The 15827-nt window shown below is 69.7% G+C and carries 17 protein-coding genes; 3 read left to right on the top strand and 14 right to left on the bottom strand.

Annotated features, from left to right (window positions below):
• The first annotated feature begins 25 nt into the window (after positions 1 to 25).
• The gene (locus OG496_RS33000; protein WP_405973518.1) at positions 26 to 715 is read left to right on the top strand and encodes a class I SAM-dependent methyltransferase; all 690 of its coding nucleotides are present in this window, start codon (positions 26 to 28) and stop codon (positions 713 to 715) included.
• Here the strand turns inward: OG496_RS33000 and OG496_RS32995 are convergent.
• The 6 genes from OG496_RS32995 to OG496_RS32970 all read right to left on the bottom strand — a co-directional run bounded on the left by OG496_RS32995 (position 668) and on the right by OG496_RS32970 (position 7285).
• Entirely contained in the window at positions 668 to 1225 is a 558-nt protein-coding gene (locus OG496_RS32995; RefSeq protein WP_405973517.1) for a hypothetical protein, read from the bottom strand. The genes OG496_RS33000 and OG496_RS32995 overlap by 48 nt on opposite strands.
• Positions 1203 to 2477: a WXG100 family type VII secretion target gene (locus tag OG496_RS32990; RefSeq protein WP_405973516.1), complete on the bottom strand. Its 1275-nt coding sequence runs from the start codon at positions 2475 to 2477 to the stop codon at positions 1203 to 1205. The genes OG496_RS32995 and OG496_RS32990 overlap by 23 nt, the downstream gene beginning before the upstream one ends.
• Before the next feature lie 6 nt (positions 2478 to 2483).
• Complete coding sequence (locus OG496_RS32985) at positions 2484 to 2786, bottom strand: DUF6317 family protein (RefSeq protein ID WP_405973515.1); 303 nt, start codon at positions 2784 to 2786, stop codon at positions 2484 to 2486.
• The gene (locus OG496_RS32980; protein WP_405973514.1) at positions 2786 to 3304 is read right to left on the bottom strand and encodes an SAV_915 family protein; all 519 of its coding nucleotides are present in this window, start codon (positions 3302 to 3304) and stop codon (positions 2786 to 2788) included. Before OG496_RS32980 ends, OG496_RS32985 begins: the two co-directional genes overlap by 1 nt.
• Before the next feature lie 171 nt (positions 3305 to 3475).
• Complete coding sequence (kstD, locus tag OG496_RS32975; protein WP_405973513.1) at positions 3476 to 5251, bottom strand: 3-oxosteroid 1-dehydrogenase; 1776 nt, start codon at positions 5249 to 5251, stop codon at positions 3476 to 3478.
• Positions 5252 to 5371: 120 nt separating this feature from the next.
• Positions 5372 to 7285, bottom strand: coding sequence for an AMP-dependent synthetase/ligase (locus tag OG496_RS32970; RefSeq protein WP_366497413.1), 1914 nt, complete (start codon positions 7283 to 7285; stop codon positions 5372 to 5374).
• A gap of 353 nt (positions 7286 to 7638) precedes the next feature.
• On the opposite strand from OG496_RS32970, the gene OG496_RS32965 reads away from it, so the two are divergent.
• Entirely contained in the window at positions 7639 to 8505 is an 867-nt protein-coding gene (locus tag OG496_RS32965; protein WP_405973512.1) for a MaoC family dehydratase, read from the top strand.
• A gap of 29 nt (positions 8506 to 8534) precedes the next feature.
• Here the strand turns inward: OG496_RS32965 and OG496_RS32960 are convergent, their stop codons facing one another.
• The 6 genes from OG496_RS32960 to OG496_RS32935 all read right to left on the bottom strand — a co-directional run bounded on the left by OG496_RS32960 (position 8535) and on the right by OG496_RS32935 (position 12665).
• Positions 8535 to 9170 (bottom strand): TetR/AcrR family transcriptional regulator, encoded by a 636-nt coding sequence (locus OG496_RS32960; RefSeq protein WP_366497415.1) that lies wholly within the window; start codon positions 9168 to 9170, stop codon positions 8535 to 8537.
• Positions 9171 to 9240: 70 nt separating this feature from the next.
• Positions 9241 to 9552: a DUF4229 domain-containing protein gene (locus OG496_RS32955; protein WP_366497416.1), complete on the bottom strand. Its 312-nt coding sequence runs from the start codon at positions 9550 to 9552 to the stop codon at positions 9241 to 9243.
• A gap of 104 nt (positions 9553 to 9656) precedes the next feature.
• The gene (locus OG496_RS32950) at positions 9657 to 10178 is read right to left on the bottom strand and encodes a GNAT family N-acetyltransferase (RefSeq protein ID WP_405973511.1); all 522 of its coding nucleotides are present in this window, start codon (positions 10176 to 10178) and stop codon (positions 9657 to 9659) included.
• A gap of 45 nt (positions 10179 to 10223) precedes the next feature.
• Positions 10224 to 11387, bottom strand: a complete 1164-nt coding sequence (gene mqnE / locus OG496_RS32945) for an aminofutalosine synthase MqnE (protein WP_366497508.1) — start codon at positions 11385 to 11387, stop codon at positions 10224 to 10226.
• A 92-nt stretch (positions 11388 to 11479) separates the two neighbouring features.
• Positions 11480 to 11935 (bottom strand): Lrp/AsnC family transcriptional regulator, encoded by a 456-nt coding sequence (locus OG496_RS32940; protein WP_019061245.1) that lies wholly within the window; start codon positions 11933 to 11935, stop codon positions 11480 to 11482.
• Positions 11936 to 12023: 88 nt separating this feature from the next.
• Positions 12024 to 12665, bottom strand: coding sequence for a UbiX family flavin prenyltransferase (locus OG496_RS32935; RefSeq protein ID WP_405973510.1), 642 nt, complete (start codon positions 12663 to 12665; stop codon positions 12024 to 12026).
• A gap of 142 nt (positions 12666 to 12807) precedes the next feature.
• On the opposite strand from OG496_RS32935, the gene OG496_RS32930 reads away from it, so the two are divergent.
• Entirely contained in the window at positions 12808 to 13413 is a 606-nt protein-coding gene (locus OG496_RS32930) for a rhomboid family intramembrane serine protease (protein WP_405973509.1), read from the top strand.
• A gap of 9 nt (positions 13414 to 13422) precedes the next feature.
• On the opposite strand, the gene mqnP is transcribed toward OG496_RS32930, so the two are convergent.
• Positions 13423 to 14325 carry a menaquinone biosynthesis prenyltransferase MqnP gene (mqnP, locus tag OG496_RS32925; protein ID WP_366497420.1) on the bottom strand — a complete coding sequence of 301 codons (903 nt, stop codon included), beginning with the start codon at positions 14323 to 14325 and terminating at the stop codon, positions 13423 to 13425.
• Positions 14322 to 15773 (bottom strand): menaquinone biosynthesis decarboxylase, encoded by a 1452-nt coding sequence (locus OG496_RS32920; RefSeq protein WP_405973508.1) that lies wholly within the window; start codon positions 15771 to 15773, stop codon positions 14322 to 14324. Before OG496_RS32920 ends, mqnP begins: the two co-directional genes overlap by 4 nt.
• Positions 15774 to 15827: the final 54 nt, after the last annotated feature.

The raw sequence follows: 15827 nt of genomic DNA, 5'->3' as shown, positions 1-15827 counted from the left end.
AGTGGGGGTCGGTAGGTTCCCGGGCATGACATCGACGCCGTCCGGCTCCGCCGAGGCCGAGTTCGTGATCAGTACCCGGACCTTCTACGACGCCATCGCCGAGGACTACGCCGACCATTTCGCCGGGGAACGCAGCGCCAAGCCGCGGGACTGGACGGTGATGGCGGGCTTCGCCGAGTTGGTGAGCAGGGGCGCGGGGGACGGTGGGCAGGTGGCCGATCTCGGCTGCGGGCCCGGGCGGTCCACGGCGTTCCTCGCCGGGCAGGGTCTGGACGTGTTCGGCCTCGATCTGTCCGAGCCGATGCTCGCGATCGCGCGCCGCGAGAACCCGGGGCTGCGCTTCCGGCAGGGCTCGATGCTGGACCTGGACATCCCGGACGGCACGCTGGCGGCGGCCGTCTCCTGGTACTCGTCCATCCACACGCCTGTGGATCAACTCCCGCACCTCTTCGCGGAGTTCCACCGGATCCTCGCACCGGACGGGTACCTGCTGCTCGCCTTCCAGGCCGGCGACCGGCCCCTCACCCTCGACCAGCCTTTCGGCCACCCGGTGACCCTCGACTTCGAACGCCGGCGGCCCGAGCTGATGGCCGAGTTGCTGGAGGCGGCGGGGTTCGTGCTCCGGTCACGGACCGTACGGGAGGCGGAAGAGGAACTCGGGGAGTCGTCAGCGCAGGCGTTTCTGATCGCCCGAAAGCTGGCGGGCACTCTCTAGGGCGCGGCGGGCGCCGACCTCGCTCGGGTATTCGCGGACTGTGGTCCAGGCGGTGAGCCAGCCGACGGTGTAGGCGGCTACGGCGGGCAGGACGGGCACCAGGAGCAGCACCATCCAACGGTTGGCGAAGGCCCTGCCGGGGGCCTGCCTGTTGTGGTCGCGCTTGGCCTGGATGGTCTGCGCGGGAGTGGGCGGGTCCAGGAGGGCCTTGTGGTGCTCCCGGCGCTGCTGCACCCAGCCCCAGACGAGGGCCCCGCAGGAAGCGACCCCCGTGGCCCAGTTCCACACGAGGCGCACGGTCGGCGACCACTCGCTGGTGAAGCCGCCGTAGAGCTCAAGCGCGAAAACGCTGACGACGACCATCAGGATGATCAGGAAGGTGGTCGTGCGGGCGCGGCACAGCCAGTAGAGGGCACCGCGCTTGTACCAGGTCCTGCCGAGCTTCGGCAGGGCTGGGATGTCAGCGGGCGTTCCGTAAGTGGGGGCCTCAGAAGATGCTCGTGACGCCATTCCAGATGTCCTTACCCAGTCGTCCGACGTCCTGCCCGGTCTTGTAGCCGACATCCCCGACGCCGTGTGCCACACCGCTCACAACCCCGTGGTCATGGATGTCCTCGCTCCAGTGCTCGTGGAAGGTGTGGTCGAGGACGTCCGTCGCGAGGATCGTCGCACCGACTCCCACCAACGCCACCCCCACCGCCCCTTCGACCGGCGCCGCCAACACCGCGAGCGCCCCCGCAGCCACACCCCCCGCAGCCACCCCGACATCCACCGTCACGGACTTCTGCCACGACCACCCCTTGTCGTGGTCGTCCTTCGCCTCCACCAACCCGCACGCGGCAGCCGCGGCGACATCGATGACCGGCACCTCCTTGAGGAACTCGGGGAGTGCCTCAAGACCCTTGCCCAGCCTCAACGCGTCCGCCGCATCGGCCAGTTTGACGTTCAGCAACCGGTCGTACGGAAGCTTGCTGCTGCCGACGTCCGCGCGGGCGATGGCCTCCTCCAGCGAGTCGACCTGCATGACCGCGTCACGGTAGGCGCCCTTGGCCGGGAGGTCCTTGGGGAGCGAGCGGCCCGCTTTCTGGTACGCCTTGCGTTCCGCGCGGAGATCCTTCTTCGCCGTCTGCTCCGCGGCCTTCGCGTCGTCGAGTTCGGTACGCGCCTTCTTGCCGCCGGCCCGCGCGTCCTCCGCGTCGTAGGCGTACAGACCGCGCAGCGCGTCGGCGATGGTGATCTTGTCGCCCGTCGACACCGGCGCGGTGACCTGGGCGTACAGCCCACGCAGCTTGTCCGCGGCGACCAGCCGGGCGTGCTGCGCGGTGTGCATGACCTGCTTGCGGACCGTGTCGTACTCGGTCATCGCGGAGATCGTCTTCTGGTCCGCCGCACCGGGCGGGTCCGCCGTGACCATGGGCAGCGGCACGCCCTTGTCCCCCATGGACACGCCCTTGCCCGTGGCGACGTGCTCCGCGTTCTGCAGCGCCGTCTCGCAGGTGGACAGCGCGTCGGCGAGGGTGCCGAGCGTGTCCCCGACCTCGAACACGAGGCTGGCGAAGGCCCCAGCCGTCAGCGCGTCCTCGCTCCACTTCGCGCGGAACTCCTCCGCCGCGTCGCCCTTCCACCCGGCGTCGTCGACGAGCGCCTCGACGGCACTGGTCACCGGCCGTACGACGTCGTCGAGTTGGCCCTTGGCGTTCTTGTACGTGGTGGCCATCGTGTGCAGTCCACCGATGTCGCCGCCGACCCAGCTGTCGCCCATCAGCCCTCAGTCCTCCCCCACCATCAGGTCGTCGAACACACCGTGGACGTCGACGTCGTGCCGGTGGAAGGAGTCCCGCGCGTACGCGACCTTGTCGCCGTGGTCGTCCAGCCGGTCGGCGAAGCCGATGTGCAGGCCGAGGATGAGGTGGGCGACCTCCTTGATGGCGTCGTCGAGCCCCGCGTCCCCGCCGCTCACCACGGGCGGGGCGACCTGGGGGTGCAACTTCCGGTAGTCGGTGGCCTGGTCGTGGAGGGTCTTGGCCATCGACGTGAGGTCGCCCAGCACCGCCTTGAAGTCGGCCGACATCAGCGCACCTCCCGCGCGTAGGCGGCCAGGTCGGCCGGCCGCCAATTCGGCTGCCCCGGGGCGACGTTCGGGTCGAGGACGACGGTGCCGCCCCGCTCGCCCATCGCCTCGGCGAGCGGCCCGATCGAAGTCCCGACCCACGGCTGGGCCTCCCCGAACGCGGCCACCAGCTTCTCCACCGTGCTGAACGCGTAGGCCGCGGTGCGCCGCGCCGGATGCTCGAAGAGTTCGTAGACGACGAACGGCACCCGGACCGCCCGCCCGTGCTCGTCCACCGCGTCGACGTACCGGGGATGCGCGGGCACGAAGACGGGCGTCTCGTACGGTGGGACGCCGGGCCGGGGTCCGGGCCGCCCGTCGGCTGCCGGACCGGACCGGGGCACGGCCTCCGCATAGTCGAGCAGACTCGACCGACGCGCCTCGGGCGCCCCCGCTGCCGCCGGCCCCTGCGTGTAGTCAAGAAGGCGTGAACGGTTCGGCTCCCCCACCGCCGTCTCCTCTTCCCCGTAAGTCGTCATGGTCGCTGTGGACACATTCGCGCCATCACAGTAGCCACCGACCCAGGGCCCAAATCCGGCTATGTCAGCCCTCCGAACCCGTTGCATGCGCAATGCATACGGCCGCTTGGCCCCGGCCTGGTCATCCCTTGACCGCGCGATGACCAGACCAGGACACCCGTGCCAAGACCGCTACAGCGCCCCCGCCAGGTCCATCGCCGCCACATACCCGAACGTCATCGCCGGTCCGATCGTCGAGCCCGCGCCCGCGTAGCTGTGCCCCATCACCGCCGCGCTCGCGTTCCCGGCCGCGTACAGACCGGGGATCACCGAACCGTCCGCCCGCAGCACCCGCGCCCGTGCGTCCGTGCGCATGCCGCCCTTCGTGCCGAGGTCGCCGGGGACGATGCGGAAGGCGTAGTACGGGGGCAGCCACAGCGGGGCGAGGCAGGAGTTGGGGAGGATCGACGGGTCCGTGTAGTAGTGGTCGTAGGCGCTGTCGCCGCGCCCGAAGTCCGTGTCCTTGCCGCTCGCCGCAAGGGAGTTGAAGCGGCTCACCGAAGACCGCAGGGCCGCCGCCGGGACGCCGATCGACGTGGCCAGGGCGTCCAGCGTCCACGCCTTGTACGCCGCCCCCGAGCTGTACCAGGCGTCGGGGAAGGCGAACGTCGGCAACACGTCCCGGAACAGGTACCGGTTGCGGTAGTTCTGGTCGACGATCAGCCAGGCCGGGATGTCGGGGGCGGCGGTATCGCGGTCGTACATGATGTGGACGACGTCGCTGTACGGCGCGGCCTCGTTGACGAAGCGCGAACCCGCCTGGTTGACCAACAGGCCGCCGGGGAGGGTGCGTTCGGCGAGGCAGAAGTACGGGTCGTCGGGGATCGGGATGGCGGGGCCCCACCAGGCGTCGTCCATCAACGCCAGGGCCGCGCCCGCCCGTTGGCCCGCCTGGATGCCGTCGCCGGTGTTCTCCTTCGCGCCGACGGTCCAGTCCGTGCCGATGGGCTGGCGCTGGTACTGGGCGCGCATCGCCGCGTTGTGCTCGAAGCCGCCGGAGCCGACCACGACCCCGCGCCAGGCGCGCACCAGTCCGGCGGTTCCGGCCCGCGTGACGACCGCCCCGGTGACGGCGCCGCTCTCCAAGTACAGGTCGGTGAGCGGGGTGTTGAGCCACACCGGCACCTGCGCGGACTGGAGTCCGGCGCGCAGTCCGGCGGCGAGGGACTGGCCCATCGTGAGCGGCTTCTGGCCGAGCAGTGCCGCCTTCGTCCCCCGGGCCAGGCACTCGGTGGCGACGGCCGCGCCCTTGACGCTCACCGCGGCCAGGTCGAGCCACTTGTAGTCGGCGCTGAAGACGACCATGCCCGAAGGGACGGCCAGGTAGGGCGGGTTGAGGTGGGCGAGTTCGGTGCCGAGGATGTTGCCGTCGAGCTGATCGGGTTCTATGGAACGGCCGTTGGGGAGCCCGCCCGGCAACTCCGGGTAGTAGTCGCTGTATCCCTCCATCCAGCGGAAGCGCAGCGGACTGTTCGCCATCACGAAGGAGATCATGGCGGGGCCGTGGGCGAGGAACGACTGCTGGCGGTCCGCCGGGACGTCGGTGCCGACGACCGCGGAGAGGTAAGTGGCGGCTTTGGCGGGGGTGTCCGGGACTCCGGCCGCCAGGATCACCGGGTTGTTGGGGATCCAGATCCCCGCCCCCGAGCGGGCCGCCGACCCTCCGAACGTCGGCGCCTTCTCCACCACCACACAGCTCAGGCCCTGCTTGGCGGCGGTCAGCGCGGCCGTCATCCCGGCCGCCCCCGCACCGATCACGACGACGTCGTAGGTACCGAGGAGAGGAAGATCGGCGGCGCGGGCCGAGTGCTGCACCCCGGCGGCCACACCGAGCGCGGCAACCGCACCACCCGCCAACACACGTCTTCTACCGGGGTGTTGTGCCTGTCCGTCCGTGTTCGGGGTCATGGCCGCTCCAGCCCGACGGGGAATGGGCTGGGAATGTCGCGCGGGGGTCTTGGGAAGTCAATGACCAGGTCCGCACCAAATCACCCTGAACGCCCACTGGTCAATCGCCCTTGACGGCTACTAGTTGGCGTACAGCGCCTCGATGTCCCGCGCGAACTCCTGCATGACGAACTCCCGTCGCAGCTTCATCGACGGCGTCAGATGGCCCGCCGCCTCCGTGAAGTCCACCGGCAGGATGCTGAAGCGGCGGATGGACTCGGGGCGGGAGACCAGCTTGTTGGCGTCGTCGACGGCGCGCTGCAGGACTCCGATCAACTCCTCGTCGTTGACCAGGAGTTCGGCGGGGACCGGGTGTTTGCCGTTCATCTGGCGCCAGTGGGTGATGCCTTCGAGGTCGAGGGTGATGAGGGCGGCGACGTAGGGGCGGCGGTCGCCGACGACCATGCACTGGGCGATCAACGGGTGGGAGCGGAGCCAGTTCTCCAGGGGGGCCGGGGCCACGTTCTTGCCGCCCGCGGTGATCAGGATCTCCTTCTTGCGCCCGGTGATGGTGAGGTAGCCCTCGTCGTCGAGGCGGCCGATGTCGCCGGTGGCGAACCAGCCGTCCTGGGACGCGGGGATCACCCCGTCGCCGTGCGGATCCCAGTAGCCCCGGAACACCTGGCCGCCGGCGAGCAGGATCTCGCCGTCCGACGCGATGCGGACCTTGGTGCCCGGCATCGGCCAACCGACCGTCCCCAGGCGGGGTTTGAGCGGTGGCGTGCAGGTGGCCGCCGCCGTCGTCTCGGTCAGGCCGTAGCCCTCGAAGATCTCGATGCCCGCGCCGGCGTAGAACGCGGCGAGGCGGCGGCCCAGCGGGGAGCCGCCGCAGATGACGTAACGGAGCTTGCCGCCGAGGGCGTTGCGGATCTTGCGGTAGACGAGCGGGTCGTAGAAGGCGCGGGCCGTCTTCAACGGGCGGGTCGGGCCCGGCCCCTTGCCGGACTGGCGGGCCTCCAGTGCCTCGCCGTAGCGGCGGGCGACGTTCGTGGCGCGGTCGAAGACCTTGCCGCGGCCGCCCTTCTCGGCCTTCGCCCGCGCGTTGTTGAAGACCTTCTCCAGCATGTACGGGATGGCCAGCAGGAAGGTCGGCTGGAAACTCGCCAGGTCGGCCAGCAGGTCCTCGGACTTGAGGCTCGCGGCGTGGCCGAGGCGGACCCGGGCGCGGATGCAGGCGACCGCGACCATGCGGCCGAAGACGTGGGAGTAGGGGAGGAAGAGGAGTGTGGAGGGTTCTTCGTCCGCCTTGTTCTTGAAGACGCCGTAGAGGAGTTCGATCGCGTTGTCGATCTCCGCGAGGAAGTTGCCGTGGGTGATCGCGCAGCCCTTGGGGCGGCCGGTGGTGCCCGAGGTGTAGATGACGGTGGCGAGCGTGTCGGGCAGCAACACCCCACGCCGTACGGCGACTTCGGAATCCGGGACGGTCCGGCCGAGCTCGGCCAGCCGGTCCAGGTGCCCCTTCTCGAAGACCCACATGTGGCGCAGGTCGGGCAGCCGGGGCGTCTCCGGACCTAGCGCCGCCGCCTGGGCGACCGTCTCGGCGGCCATCGCCACCGCGCCCGAGTCCTGGAGGATCCACCGGATCTGGAAGAGCGAGGAGGTCGGGTACACCGGCACGGTGACCAGACCGGCCGCCCACGCGGCGAAGTCGAGGAGCGTCCACTCGTACGACGTCCGCGCCATGACCGCGATCCGGTCGCCCGGCGCGAGCCCCTCCGCGATCATCCCCTTGGCGACGGCCTGCACCTGCTCGGCGAACTCCGTCGCCGTCACATCCCGCCAACTGCCGTCCTCGTCCTGCCTGCTGAGGACCACGTGCTCCGGCGCCGCCGCCGCGTTCTCGAACGGCAGGTCGGCGAGCGAGCCGTGGGTCGCCGGCGGCACCAACGGCGGTACGGACACCTCCCGCACCACGCCGTCCAGCCGCCGGATCTCGGGCTCGACGAGCACGGGCGCGCCGTCGTAGTCGTAGCCGGACGGATAGACGAGGGACATGGCAGCTCCTGTGGCGTGCAGCTTGTACCGCTCTGCTGCATTAGGTACGCATGGTGCGTACCGAGGCGTTCATCCCGGCCCGCGGCCGGCGTGTTACCTCGGGTTAGGTCGAAGATCGTACGGGGCCCGCGTGGGGGCTTCGTGCGGGTTCGGGGGTGGTACGGAGCCGGGCCTGTGCAACCTCGGCGGGTTCACGGCGCTTTGTCGGCCCTACGTCAGCCTTGCGCCACCTCTGCGTCACCCATGCGCCCGCCATGGACCCGCCCGGCTCGCCCCACTTGGCCTTACCTGCGGTAACCTTACTGCGAAGTAAGCCGAAAAGAGCCGCCCAGGAAGCCACCCGGGAGTGGGACATGGCCAACCCCTATCCGCCCCTCAGCGACACCCCCGCACTCACCCCGCTCCTCCTCCGCGGCGCCCTCCTCTCCCCCTTCAAACGGCCCCGCCCCGACGCCGCGTTCCCCCGCACCCGCCTCGTCCTCCCCGGCGTACGCGTCGACCTGGCCAAACTGGCCGCCTACGAACGCGTCTGCGGCTTCGCCACCGGCGACGACGCCCTCCCGATCACGTATCCCCACGTCCTCGGCTTCCCCCTCGCCATGCGCCTGATGAGCTGCCGAGCCTTCCCGCTCCCCCTCCTCGGCCTGGTCCACACGTCGGTGGAGATCACCCGGCATGCGGCGGTACCGGCCACAGGGGACCACGAACTCACCGTCTACGTCGAAGAGTTGGCCCCGCACCGGCGTGGCACGGAGGCGACGGTCACCACGGAGATGCGGGTGGGCGGTGCGGGCGACGGCGCGGGCAAGGTCGTATGGGAGTCGCGGAGCACGTATCTCGCCCGGCACCACCGTGCCGACACACCCGCACCCGAAGTCCCGCACGCACAGCCCCCGTTGCCCACCCTCGCGGAATGGCGCCTCGCCGAGGACGTCGGCCGCCGCTACGGCGCCGCGTCCGGCGACCGCAACCCCATCCACCTCTCCCCCCTCACCGCCCGCCTCTTCGGCTTCCCCCGCGCGATCGCCCACGGCATGTGGACGGCCGCACGGTGCCTCGCGGCACACGGGACGCCCGAATCGGCGTACGTACGGGCCGAGTTCAGGGCGCCGGTGCTGTTGCCGGGGGTGGTGGAGTACGCGGCGGAAGGCGGCCGTTTCCAGCTGCGGAGCGGCAAGCGGACACACGTGGACGGGCTCGTCCGACCGCTCCCGTTATGAGCCTCACGATCTTTACGAGCTGATGCGCGCTACGGCGTCCACGGCCGCCCCTCCATCAACTGCCCCAGCCCCGCCCACGCGAAGTTCATCAGCGTCGCCGCCGCCTGCTTGGCGGTGACACCCGGGGTCGCGTTCGACCAGGCCGCCAGGGACTCGGCGGCGCCGACCAGGGCCTCGGCCAGACCGGCGACCTCATGCTCGGGGAGGTCCGGGTCGCGGTGCGCCTCGCGGGCGGTGACCGCGATCAACTCGGTGACGAACGCGACTAGTTCGGCGCGCATGGCCGCCACCTCGGCCGCGAAGGGTTCGCCGTGGGTGCGGGACTGGAGGTGCAACACGGCCCAGCCGTCCGGGTGTTGCGCGGTGTGGGTGAAGAACGCCCGCAGCCCGTCCCAGAGTTGGCGGTCGGCGGGCGACCCCGTGTCCACGCCGGCCCGTACCGCCTCGGTGAGCGCCTGGCCCTCGCGCCGGATGCACGCGGTGAACAGGTCTTCCTTCGAGTTCAGGTAGAGATACACCAACGGCTTGGACACGCCCGCGAGTTCGGCTATCTCGTCCATCGACGCGGCCATGTAACCGCGCTGCCCGAAGGTCTGCACGGCGGCGTCGAGCATCTGCTGCTCACGGACCGCCCGCGGCATGCGTTTGGTCTTCACGGCACCCATGGGGCAAGGGTAGTTGGACCAGACCGCATGGCTGCCGACAGAAGTTACAGCAGGGGTTGCTGGAAGGGTGCTACGAAGCCTGGCCCTGCGGGTGGGAGGCCGGCTGGGCGGCGTCCACCGTCTCGTCCTCCTGGCTGCGGTTGGCGTCCAGGTTGGCCTTCATCCGGTCGACCCGCTCGACGATCTGCACCGAGGCCCGGTCCCGCACCCCGCGCAGCACCACGAAGCTGATCGGCGCCGAGATCACCAGCGCCAGCAGCACGATCCACATGCCGTTGGACTCGCCGAAGCCGCGCGGGAAGACGCCGAGGTAGACGAGGCCCCAGACGACGCCGAGGCAGCCCGCGAAGACTCCGAGGCGCCACAGTGTGTAGCGGAACATCTCAATCCACTCTTCCGTAACGAACAGACTTAACCGAACAGTCCTACTCAGTGAAGCACGCGCCCCCACCGATCTTCGGGCGGGGTGCGCGGCTGCTGTGTGGCTCACATCAGCGGCAGCAGCATGAAGATGTCGTCGCGATCGTCCCCCGGGGCTACGCGGATCGCGCCGGGCACCCGCCCGACCTCCTTGTAGCCGCAGGAGCCGTAGAACCGCTCCAGGCCATGACCGCCCCGGCAGGTGAGGCGGATCGCCTCGATGCCGTCGATGCCGCGGGCGGCCTCGGCGGCGGCGAGGAGGTCGCGGCCGTAGCCCTTGCCCTGGTGGCGGGGATGGACCATCACCGTGTAGAGCCACAGCCAGTGCAGCATCAGGCGGTGGGTGTTGAACGCGAGGAACACGGTCGCGGCGACCGTGCCCGTCTCGTCCCGGCCGACCAGCAGCCGGGTGCGGCCCTCCGCCATGGCGACGAAGTGCCGGACCAGTTCGGGCCGTATCTCGTCCACCGCCACCGGTGCGACGAAGCCGACCGAGCCCCCCGCGTTGGAGACGTCCGCCCAGAGGGTGAGGATCTCCTCGCGCAGGGCGGGGGTTATCGCGGGGTCCAGTTCAAAGGTCAGTGACATGGTGCCGTGTTCGTTTCAAAAGGTGGTCGTCACAGAAGGGGGTCGTCACACCCGCATCGCCTGCGGGGACTCGCGCCGCGCCGGGTCCGGGCCGTCGTACTCGCGGATGATCTCGTACCGCGTGTTCCGCTCGACCGGCTGGAAACCGGCGTCGCGGATCAGGTCGAGGAGGTCGTCGCGCGTGAGCTTGTTCGGCGTGCCGTAGTTGTCGGCGTCGTGCGTGATCTTGTACTCGACGACCGAGCCGTCCATGTCGTCCGCGCCGTGCTGGAGGGCGAGTTGGGCGGTCTGGACACCGTGCATGACCCAGAAGACCTTGACGTGCGGGACGTTGTCGAAGAGCAGCCGGGAGACGGCGAAGGTCTTGAGGGCCTCCGCGCCGGTGGCCATCTGCGTCCGCGCCTGCAGCCGGTTCCGGACCTTCCCGTCCTTCATGTCCACGAAGTCGTGCTGGTAGCGCAGCGGGATGAAGACCTGGAAACCGCCGGTCTCGTCCTGGAGCTCCCGCAGCCGCAGCACGTGGTCCACGCGGTGGCGCGGCTCCTCGATATGGCCGTAGAGCATGGTGCACGGGGTCTTGAGACCCTTCTCGTGCGCCAGGCGGTGGATCCGCGACCAGTCTTCCCAGTGCGTCCGGTGGTCGACGATGTGCTGCCGGACCTCCCAGTCGAAGATCTCCGCGCCGCCGCCGGTGAGGGATTCGAGGCCGGCGTCGATGAGCTCGTCGAGGATCTCGCTCGCGCTCAGCCCGGAGATGGTCTCGAAGTGGTGGATCTCGGTGGCCGTGAAGGCCTTGAGGGAGACCTCCGGGAGGGCCTTCTTCAGCTCGCTCAGCGACCGGGGGTAGTAGCGCCAGGGGAGGTTCGGGTGCAGGCCGTTGACGATGTGCAGCTCGGTGAGGTTCTCGCCCTGCATCGCCTTGGCGAGCCGGACGGCCTCCTCGATGCGCATCGTGTACGCGTCCTTCTCGCCCGGCTTGCGCTGGAACGAGCAGTAGGCGCAGGACGCGGTGCACACGTTGGTCATGTTCAGGTGGCGGTTGACGTTGAAGTGGACGACATCGCCGTTCTTCCGCGTCCGCACCTCGTGCGCGAGTCCGCCCAGCCAGGCCAGGTCGTCCGACTCGTACAGCGCGACGCCGTCCTCACGGGACAGCCGCTCACCGGAGCGGACCTTCTGCTCCAGCTCGCGCTTGAGCCCGACATCCATGCCCATACCTCTTCCTAAGACAGCTTGCTAAACGGTACTCCCCCGCCCTTCGGGCGGGAGGTGCCCCCAAACGGCGCTTCGCGCCTATGCCCCTACGCCTCTTCGGGCAGCTCTCCGACCCGGTTCTCCCACTTCGTGGAGAGCACGATCGTCGTACGGGTGCGGGAGACGCCCTTGGTCCCGCTGAGCCGCCGGATGGTCTTCTCCAGGCCGTCCACGTCAGGTGCCCGCACCTTCAGCATGAACGAGTCCTCGCCCGCGATGAACCAGCAGTCCTCGATCTCGCCGAGGTCCTTCATGCGGCGCGCCACGTCCTCGTGGTCGGCGGCGTCGGAGAGCGAGATGCCGATCAGGGCGATGACGCCGAGGCCCAGGGAGGCCGAGTCGACGGTCGCGCGGTAGCCGGTGATGACACCGGCCGCCTCCAGCCGGTTGATGCGGTCGGTGACACTGGGTCCCGACAGGCCGACTAGGCGCCCCAGCTCCGCGTAGGAGGCCCGGCCGTTCTCTCTCAGGGCCTGGATGAGCTGCCTGTCCACCGCGTCCATGCGATCGATTGCCTTCCGGTGATGACGATGAATGTGATGCCGAGAATGTGATGCCGATGAAGACGGATGAATACATGGGTGCCGTACGTCAGTCGGCGGTACGGAAGCCGGCGCCGAGGTCGCCCTTCCACCGCCGGTACAGGTCGTGCTCGACGCCCGCCGAGTCCAGGACCCGCCCGGCGACGAAGTCCACCAGGTCCTGGATGTGGGTGGCTCCGGCGTAGAACCCGGGCGAGGCGGGCACCACGGCCGCGCCCAGGTCGTCCAGCGTCACGAGGTGCCGCAGCGTCTGCCCGTTCAACGGCGTCTCGCGTACGGCGACCACCAGCCTGCGCCGCTCCTTGAGGGTGACGCTCGCCGCCCGCTGCAACAGGTCCTTGCTCAGCCCGAGCGCGATCCCGGCGACGCAGGCGGTCGACGCGGGCACGACGATCATCCCCTTCGCGGGGTACGACCCCGAGGACGGCCCCGCCGCGAGGTCGCTCGCGCTCCAGTGCCGTACGGCGTCGATGTCGAGGGCGGGCTGGAAGGTGCCGGGCTTGCCGTCGGCGCCGCGGGCCAGCCATTCGCGCAGGTCGTCCTGCCAGTGGGCGTCCCGGTAGGCGATCCCCGTCTCGTCGAGGAGCGTGAGCCGGGACGCGCGGGACACCACGAGGTCGACGCTCTCGCCGGCGTCGAGGAGCGCGCGCAGGACGGCAGCCGCGTAAGGGGTGCCGGAAGCGCCGGACACCCCTACGATCCAAGGCGTACGCGGCGTCTCTCCTGGCTTGACTGGGTTCACGACACCGAGCCTAGCTGGCGTCGCGGGGCGGGAACCGGCCAAGGGTGCCGGGGCGTTCTTCTGTGGGGACGAGTGAGTCGTGGGGGGTGCCATGTCCGGTGCGGAGTTGGAGTGGTCGCAGGGCGACCGCGCGAAGGCCGCGGCCAAGCTGATGGTGGGCTGGGTCGCGCTGTTGTGGCTGCTCGAAGTGGTGGACGTGGTGTCCGGCCACGCCCTCGACAGCCTCGGGATCGTCCCGCGCGAGCCGTCCGAACTGATCGACATCGTCCCGGCCGCGTTCATCCACTTCGGCTTCGCGCATGTCGCCGCGAACACCGTGCCGCTGCTGGTGTTCGGCTTCCTGGCGGCACTGGGCGGCATCCGCCGCTTCGCCGCGATCAGCGCGCTGATCATCGTCGCGGACGGCCTCGGCGTGTGGCTCATATCCCCGGCCCACACGAACACGGCGGGCGCGTCGGGCCTGATCTTCGGCCTCTTCGGCTTCCTGCTGACCAGCGGCTTCACCGAGCGCCGCCCACTGGGCATCGCCGTCGGCCTGCTCATCGGCGCGGTCTGGGGCACCTCGATCCTGTTCGGCCTGGCACCGACCCAGTCGGGGGTCAGCTGGCAGGCCCACCTGATCGGACTGGCGGCGGGGGTGGGAGCGGCGTTCGTGTTCCGCCGCAGGCCCACCCCGAGGACCGCACTGACATCGTGAGTCCGCCGCTCAGACGCTGAGACCCCGCACCAGAAGATCCAGCAGCGCACACACGAACAGCGCGATCCCGATGAACCCGTTGACGCTGAAGAACGCCCGGTTCAACCGCGAAAGATCATGCGGCCGGACGATCGAGTGCTCGTACACGAACGCGCCCGCGACGATCAGCAGGCCGAACCAGAAGAAGGCACCGGCGCCGGTCGCCGCGCCGTACCAGGCGAGGAGGGCGGTCGTGGTCGCGTGGCAGACGCGGGCGCCCCAGATCGACGCCGGGATACCGAAGCGCGCCGGGACCGACATGACGCCGATCTCACGGTCGGTCTCGATGTCCTGGCAGGCGTAGATCAGGTCGAAGCCGCCGATCCAGATGCCGACGGCGAGACCGAGGATCACCGCGTCCCAGGACCACTCGCCGGTGATCGCCAGCCAGCCGCCGACCGGGCCCATGGCCTGGGCTAGACCGAGGATGGCCTGCGGGAAGTTCGTGAACCGCTTGCCGTACGGGTAGATCACCATCGGGATCACCGCGATGGGGGCGAGCGCCAGACAGAGGGGGTTCAGCAGGGCCGCCGAGCCCAGGAAGACGACCAGCGCGACGAGCGCGCCCGTCCACGCGTGCTTCACCGTCATCGCGCCGGTGACCAGCTCGCGGTGCGCGGTGCGCGGGTTACGGGCGTCGATCTCGCGGTCGATGATCCGGTTGACCGCCATCGCGAACGTGCGCAGCCCCACCATGCAGATGGTGACGAGCAGCAGCCGCCCCCAGTGGATGTTCTCGTCCAGCTCGAACATCGCGGTCAGCGCGGCGATGTAGGCGAAGGGCAGGGCGAAGACGGAGTGCTCGATCATGACGAGGCGTAGGAACGCCTTGGTGCGCCCCGGCTGCGGGATCGCGGCAGACGCGCTGCTCACAGGCCGTACTCCTTCCACCGGCGGTCGACCTTCGCCGCCGTCTCCGGGTCGGACAGGACCATCTCGGGCCAGCCGCCGTCCCGCGTGTAGCCCTCCTCGGGCCACTTCCTCGTCGCGTCGATACCCGCCTTGCCGCCCCAGAACTGCTGGTAGGAGGCATGGTCGAGATGATCGACGGGTCCTTCCACGACCGAGAGATCGCGGGCGTAGTCCGTGTTGCCGAGGGCCCGCCACGCGACCTCGTGCAGATCGTGGACGTCGCAGTCCGCATCGACGACCACGATCAGCTTGGTCAGGGACATCATGTGCGCACCCCAGACCGCGTGCATCACCTTCTGCGCGTGCTTCGGGTACTTCTTGTCGATGGAGACGATCGCGCAGTTGTGGAATCCGCCCGCTTCGGGCAGGTGGTAGTCCACGATGTCCGGCACGATGATCTTCAGCAGCGGCAGGAAGAACCGCTCCGTCGCCCGTCCCAGCGGTCCGTCCTCCGTCGGAGGCCGCCCTACGACGATCGACTGAAGCAACGGCCGCTTCCGCATCGTCACGCAGTCGATGGTCAGCGCCGGGAAGGGCTCCTGCGGCGTGTAGAACCCGGTGTGGTCCCCGAACGGCCCCTCCGGCAGCATCTCCCCGGGCTCCAGCCACCCCTCGATGACGACCTCGGCCTGCGCCGGCACCTGCAACGGCACGGTCTTGCAGTCGACCATCTCGATCCGCTTGCCCGCGATGAACCCGGCGAAGAGGTACTCGTCGATGTCACCGGGAAGGGGCGCGGTGGAGGCGTACGTCACGGCGGGCGGACACCCGAAGGCGATGGCGACCGGCAGCCGCTCCCCGCGCCTCGCCGCGACCTGGTAGTGATTCCGGCTGTCCTTGTGGATCTGCCAGTGCATGCCGATGGTGCGCTTGTCGTGCCGCTGGAGCCGGTAGAGCCCGAGATTGCGGATCCCGCTCTCCGGGTCCTTCGTGTGCGTGAGCCCGAGGTTGAAGAAGGACCCGCCGTCCTGCGGCCAGGTGAAGAGGGCCGGCAGCGCGTCGAGGTCAACATCGTCCCCTTGGAGGACGACCTCCTGCACCGGCGCTTCCTTGACCTTCTTCGGCGGTACGTGGGTCATCGAGCCGAGCTTCCCGAAAGCGTCCCGCACGCCCACGAACCCCTGCGGCAGCTCGGGCCGCAGCAGCCCGCCGATCTTCTCGGAGATGTCGCCGTACGACTTCAGCCCCAGGGCCTTGAGCAGCCGCCGGTCGGTCCCGAAGACGTTCATGGCGAGGGGCATCGACGACCCCTTCACCTTCTCGAAGAGGAGAGCGGGTCCGCCGGCCTTCTGAACCCGGTCGACGATCTCCCCGACCTCCAGATACGGGTCCACCTCGGCCTTGATGCGCTTGAGGTCTCCCTCGCGCTCCAGTGCCCTGAGCAGGGAGCGAAGATCGTCGTAAGCCATGTGTCCAAGTATCTGCCACCCGCTAACCTGACCCCGTCACCGGGGCCGTCCCAC

The sequence above is a fragment of the Streptomyces sp. NBC_00988 genome (assembly GCF_045162645.1).
In the GTDB taxonomy this organism is placed as follows: Bacteria; Actinomycetota; Actinomycetes; order Streptomycetales; family Streptomycetaceae; genus Streptomyces.
Note: the sequence above shows the minus strand (reverse complement) of the source record. Positions and strands in the feature narration are given on the sequence as shown.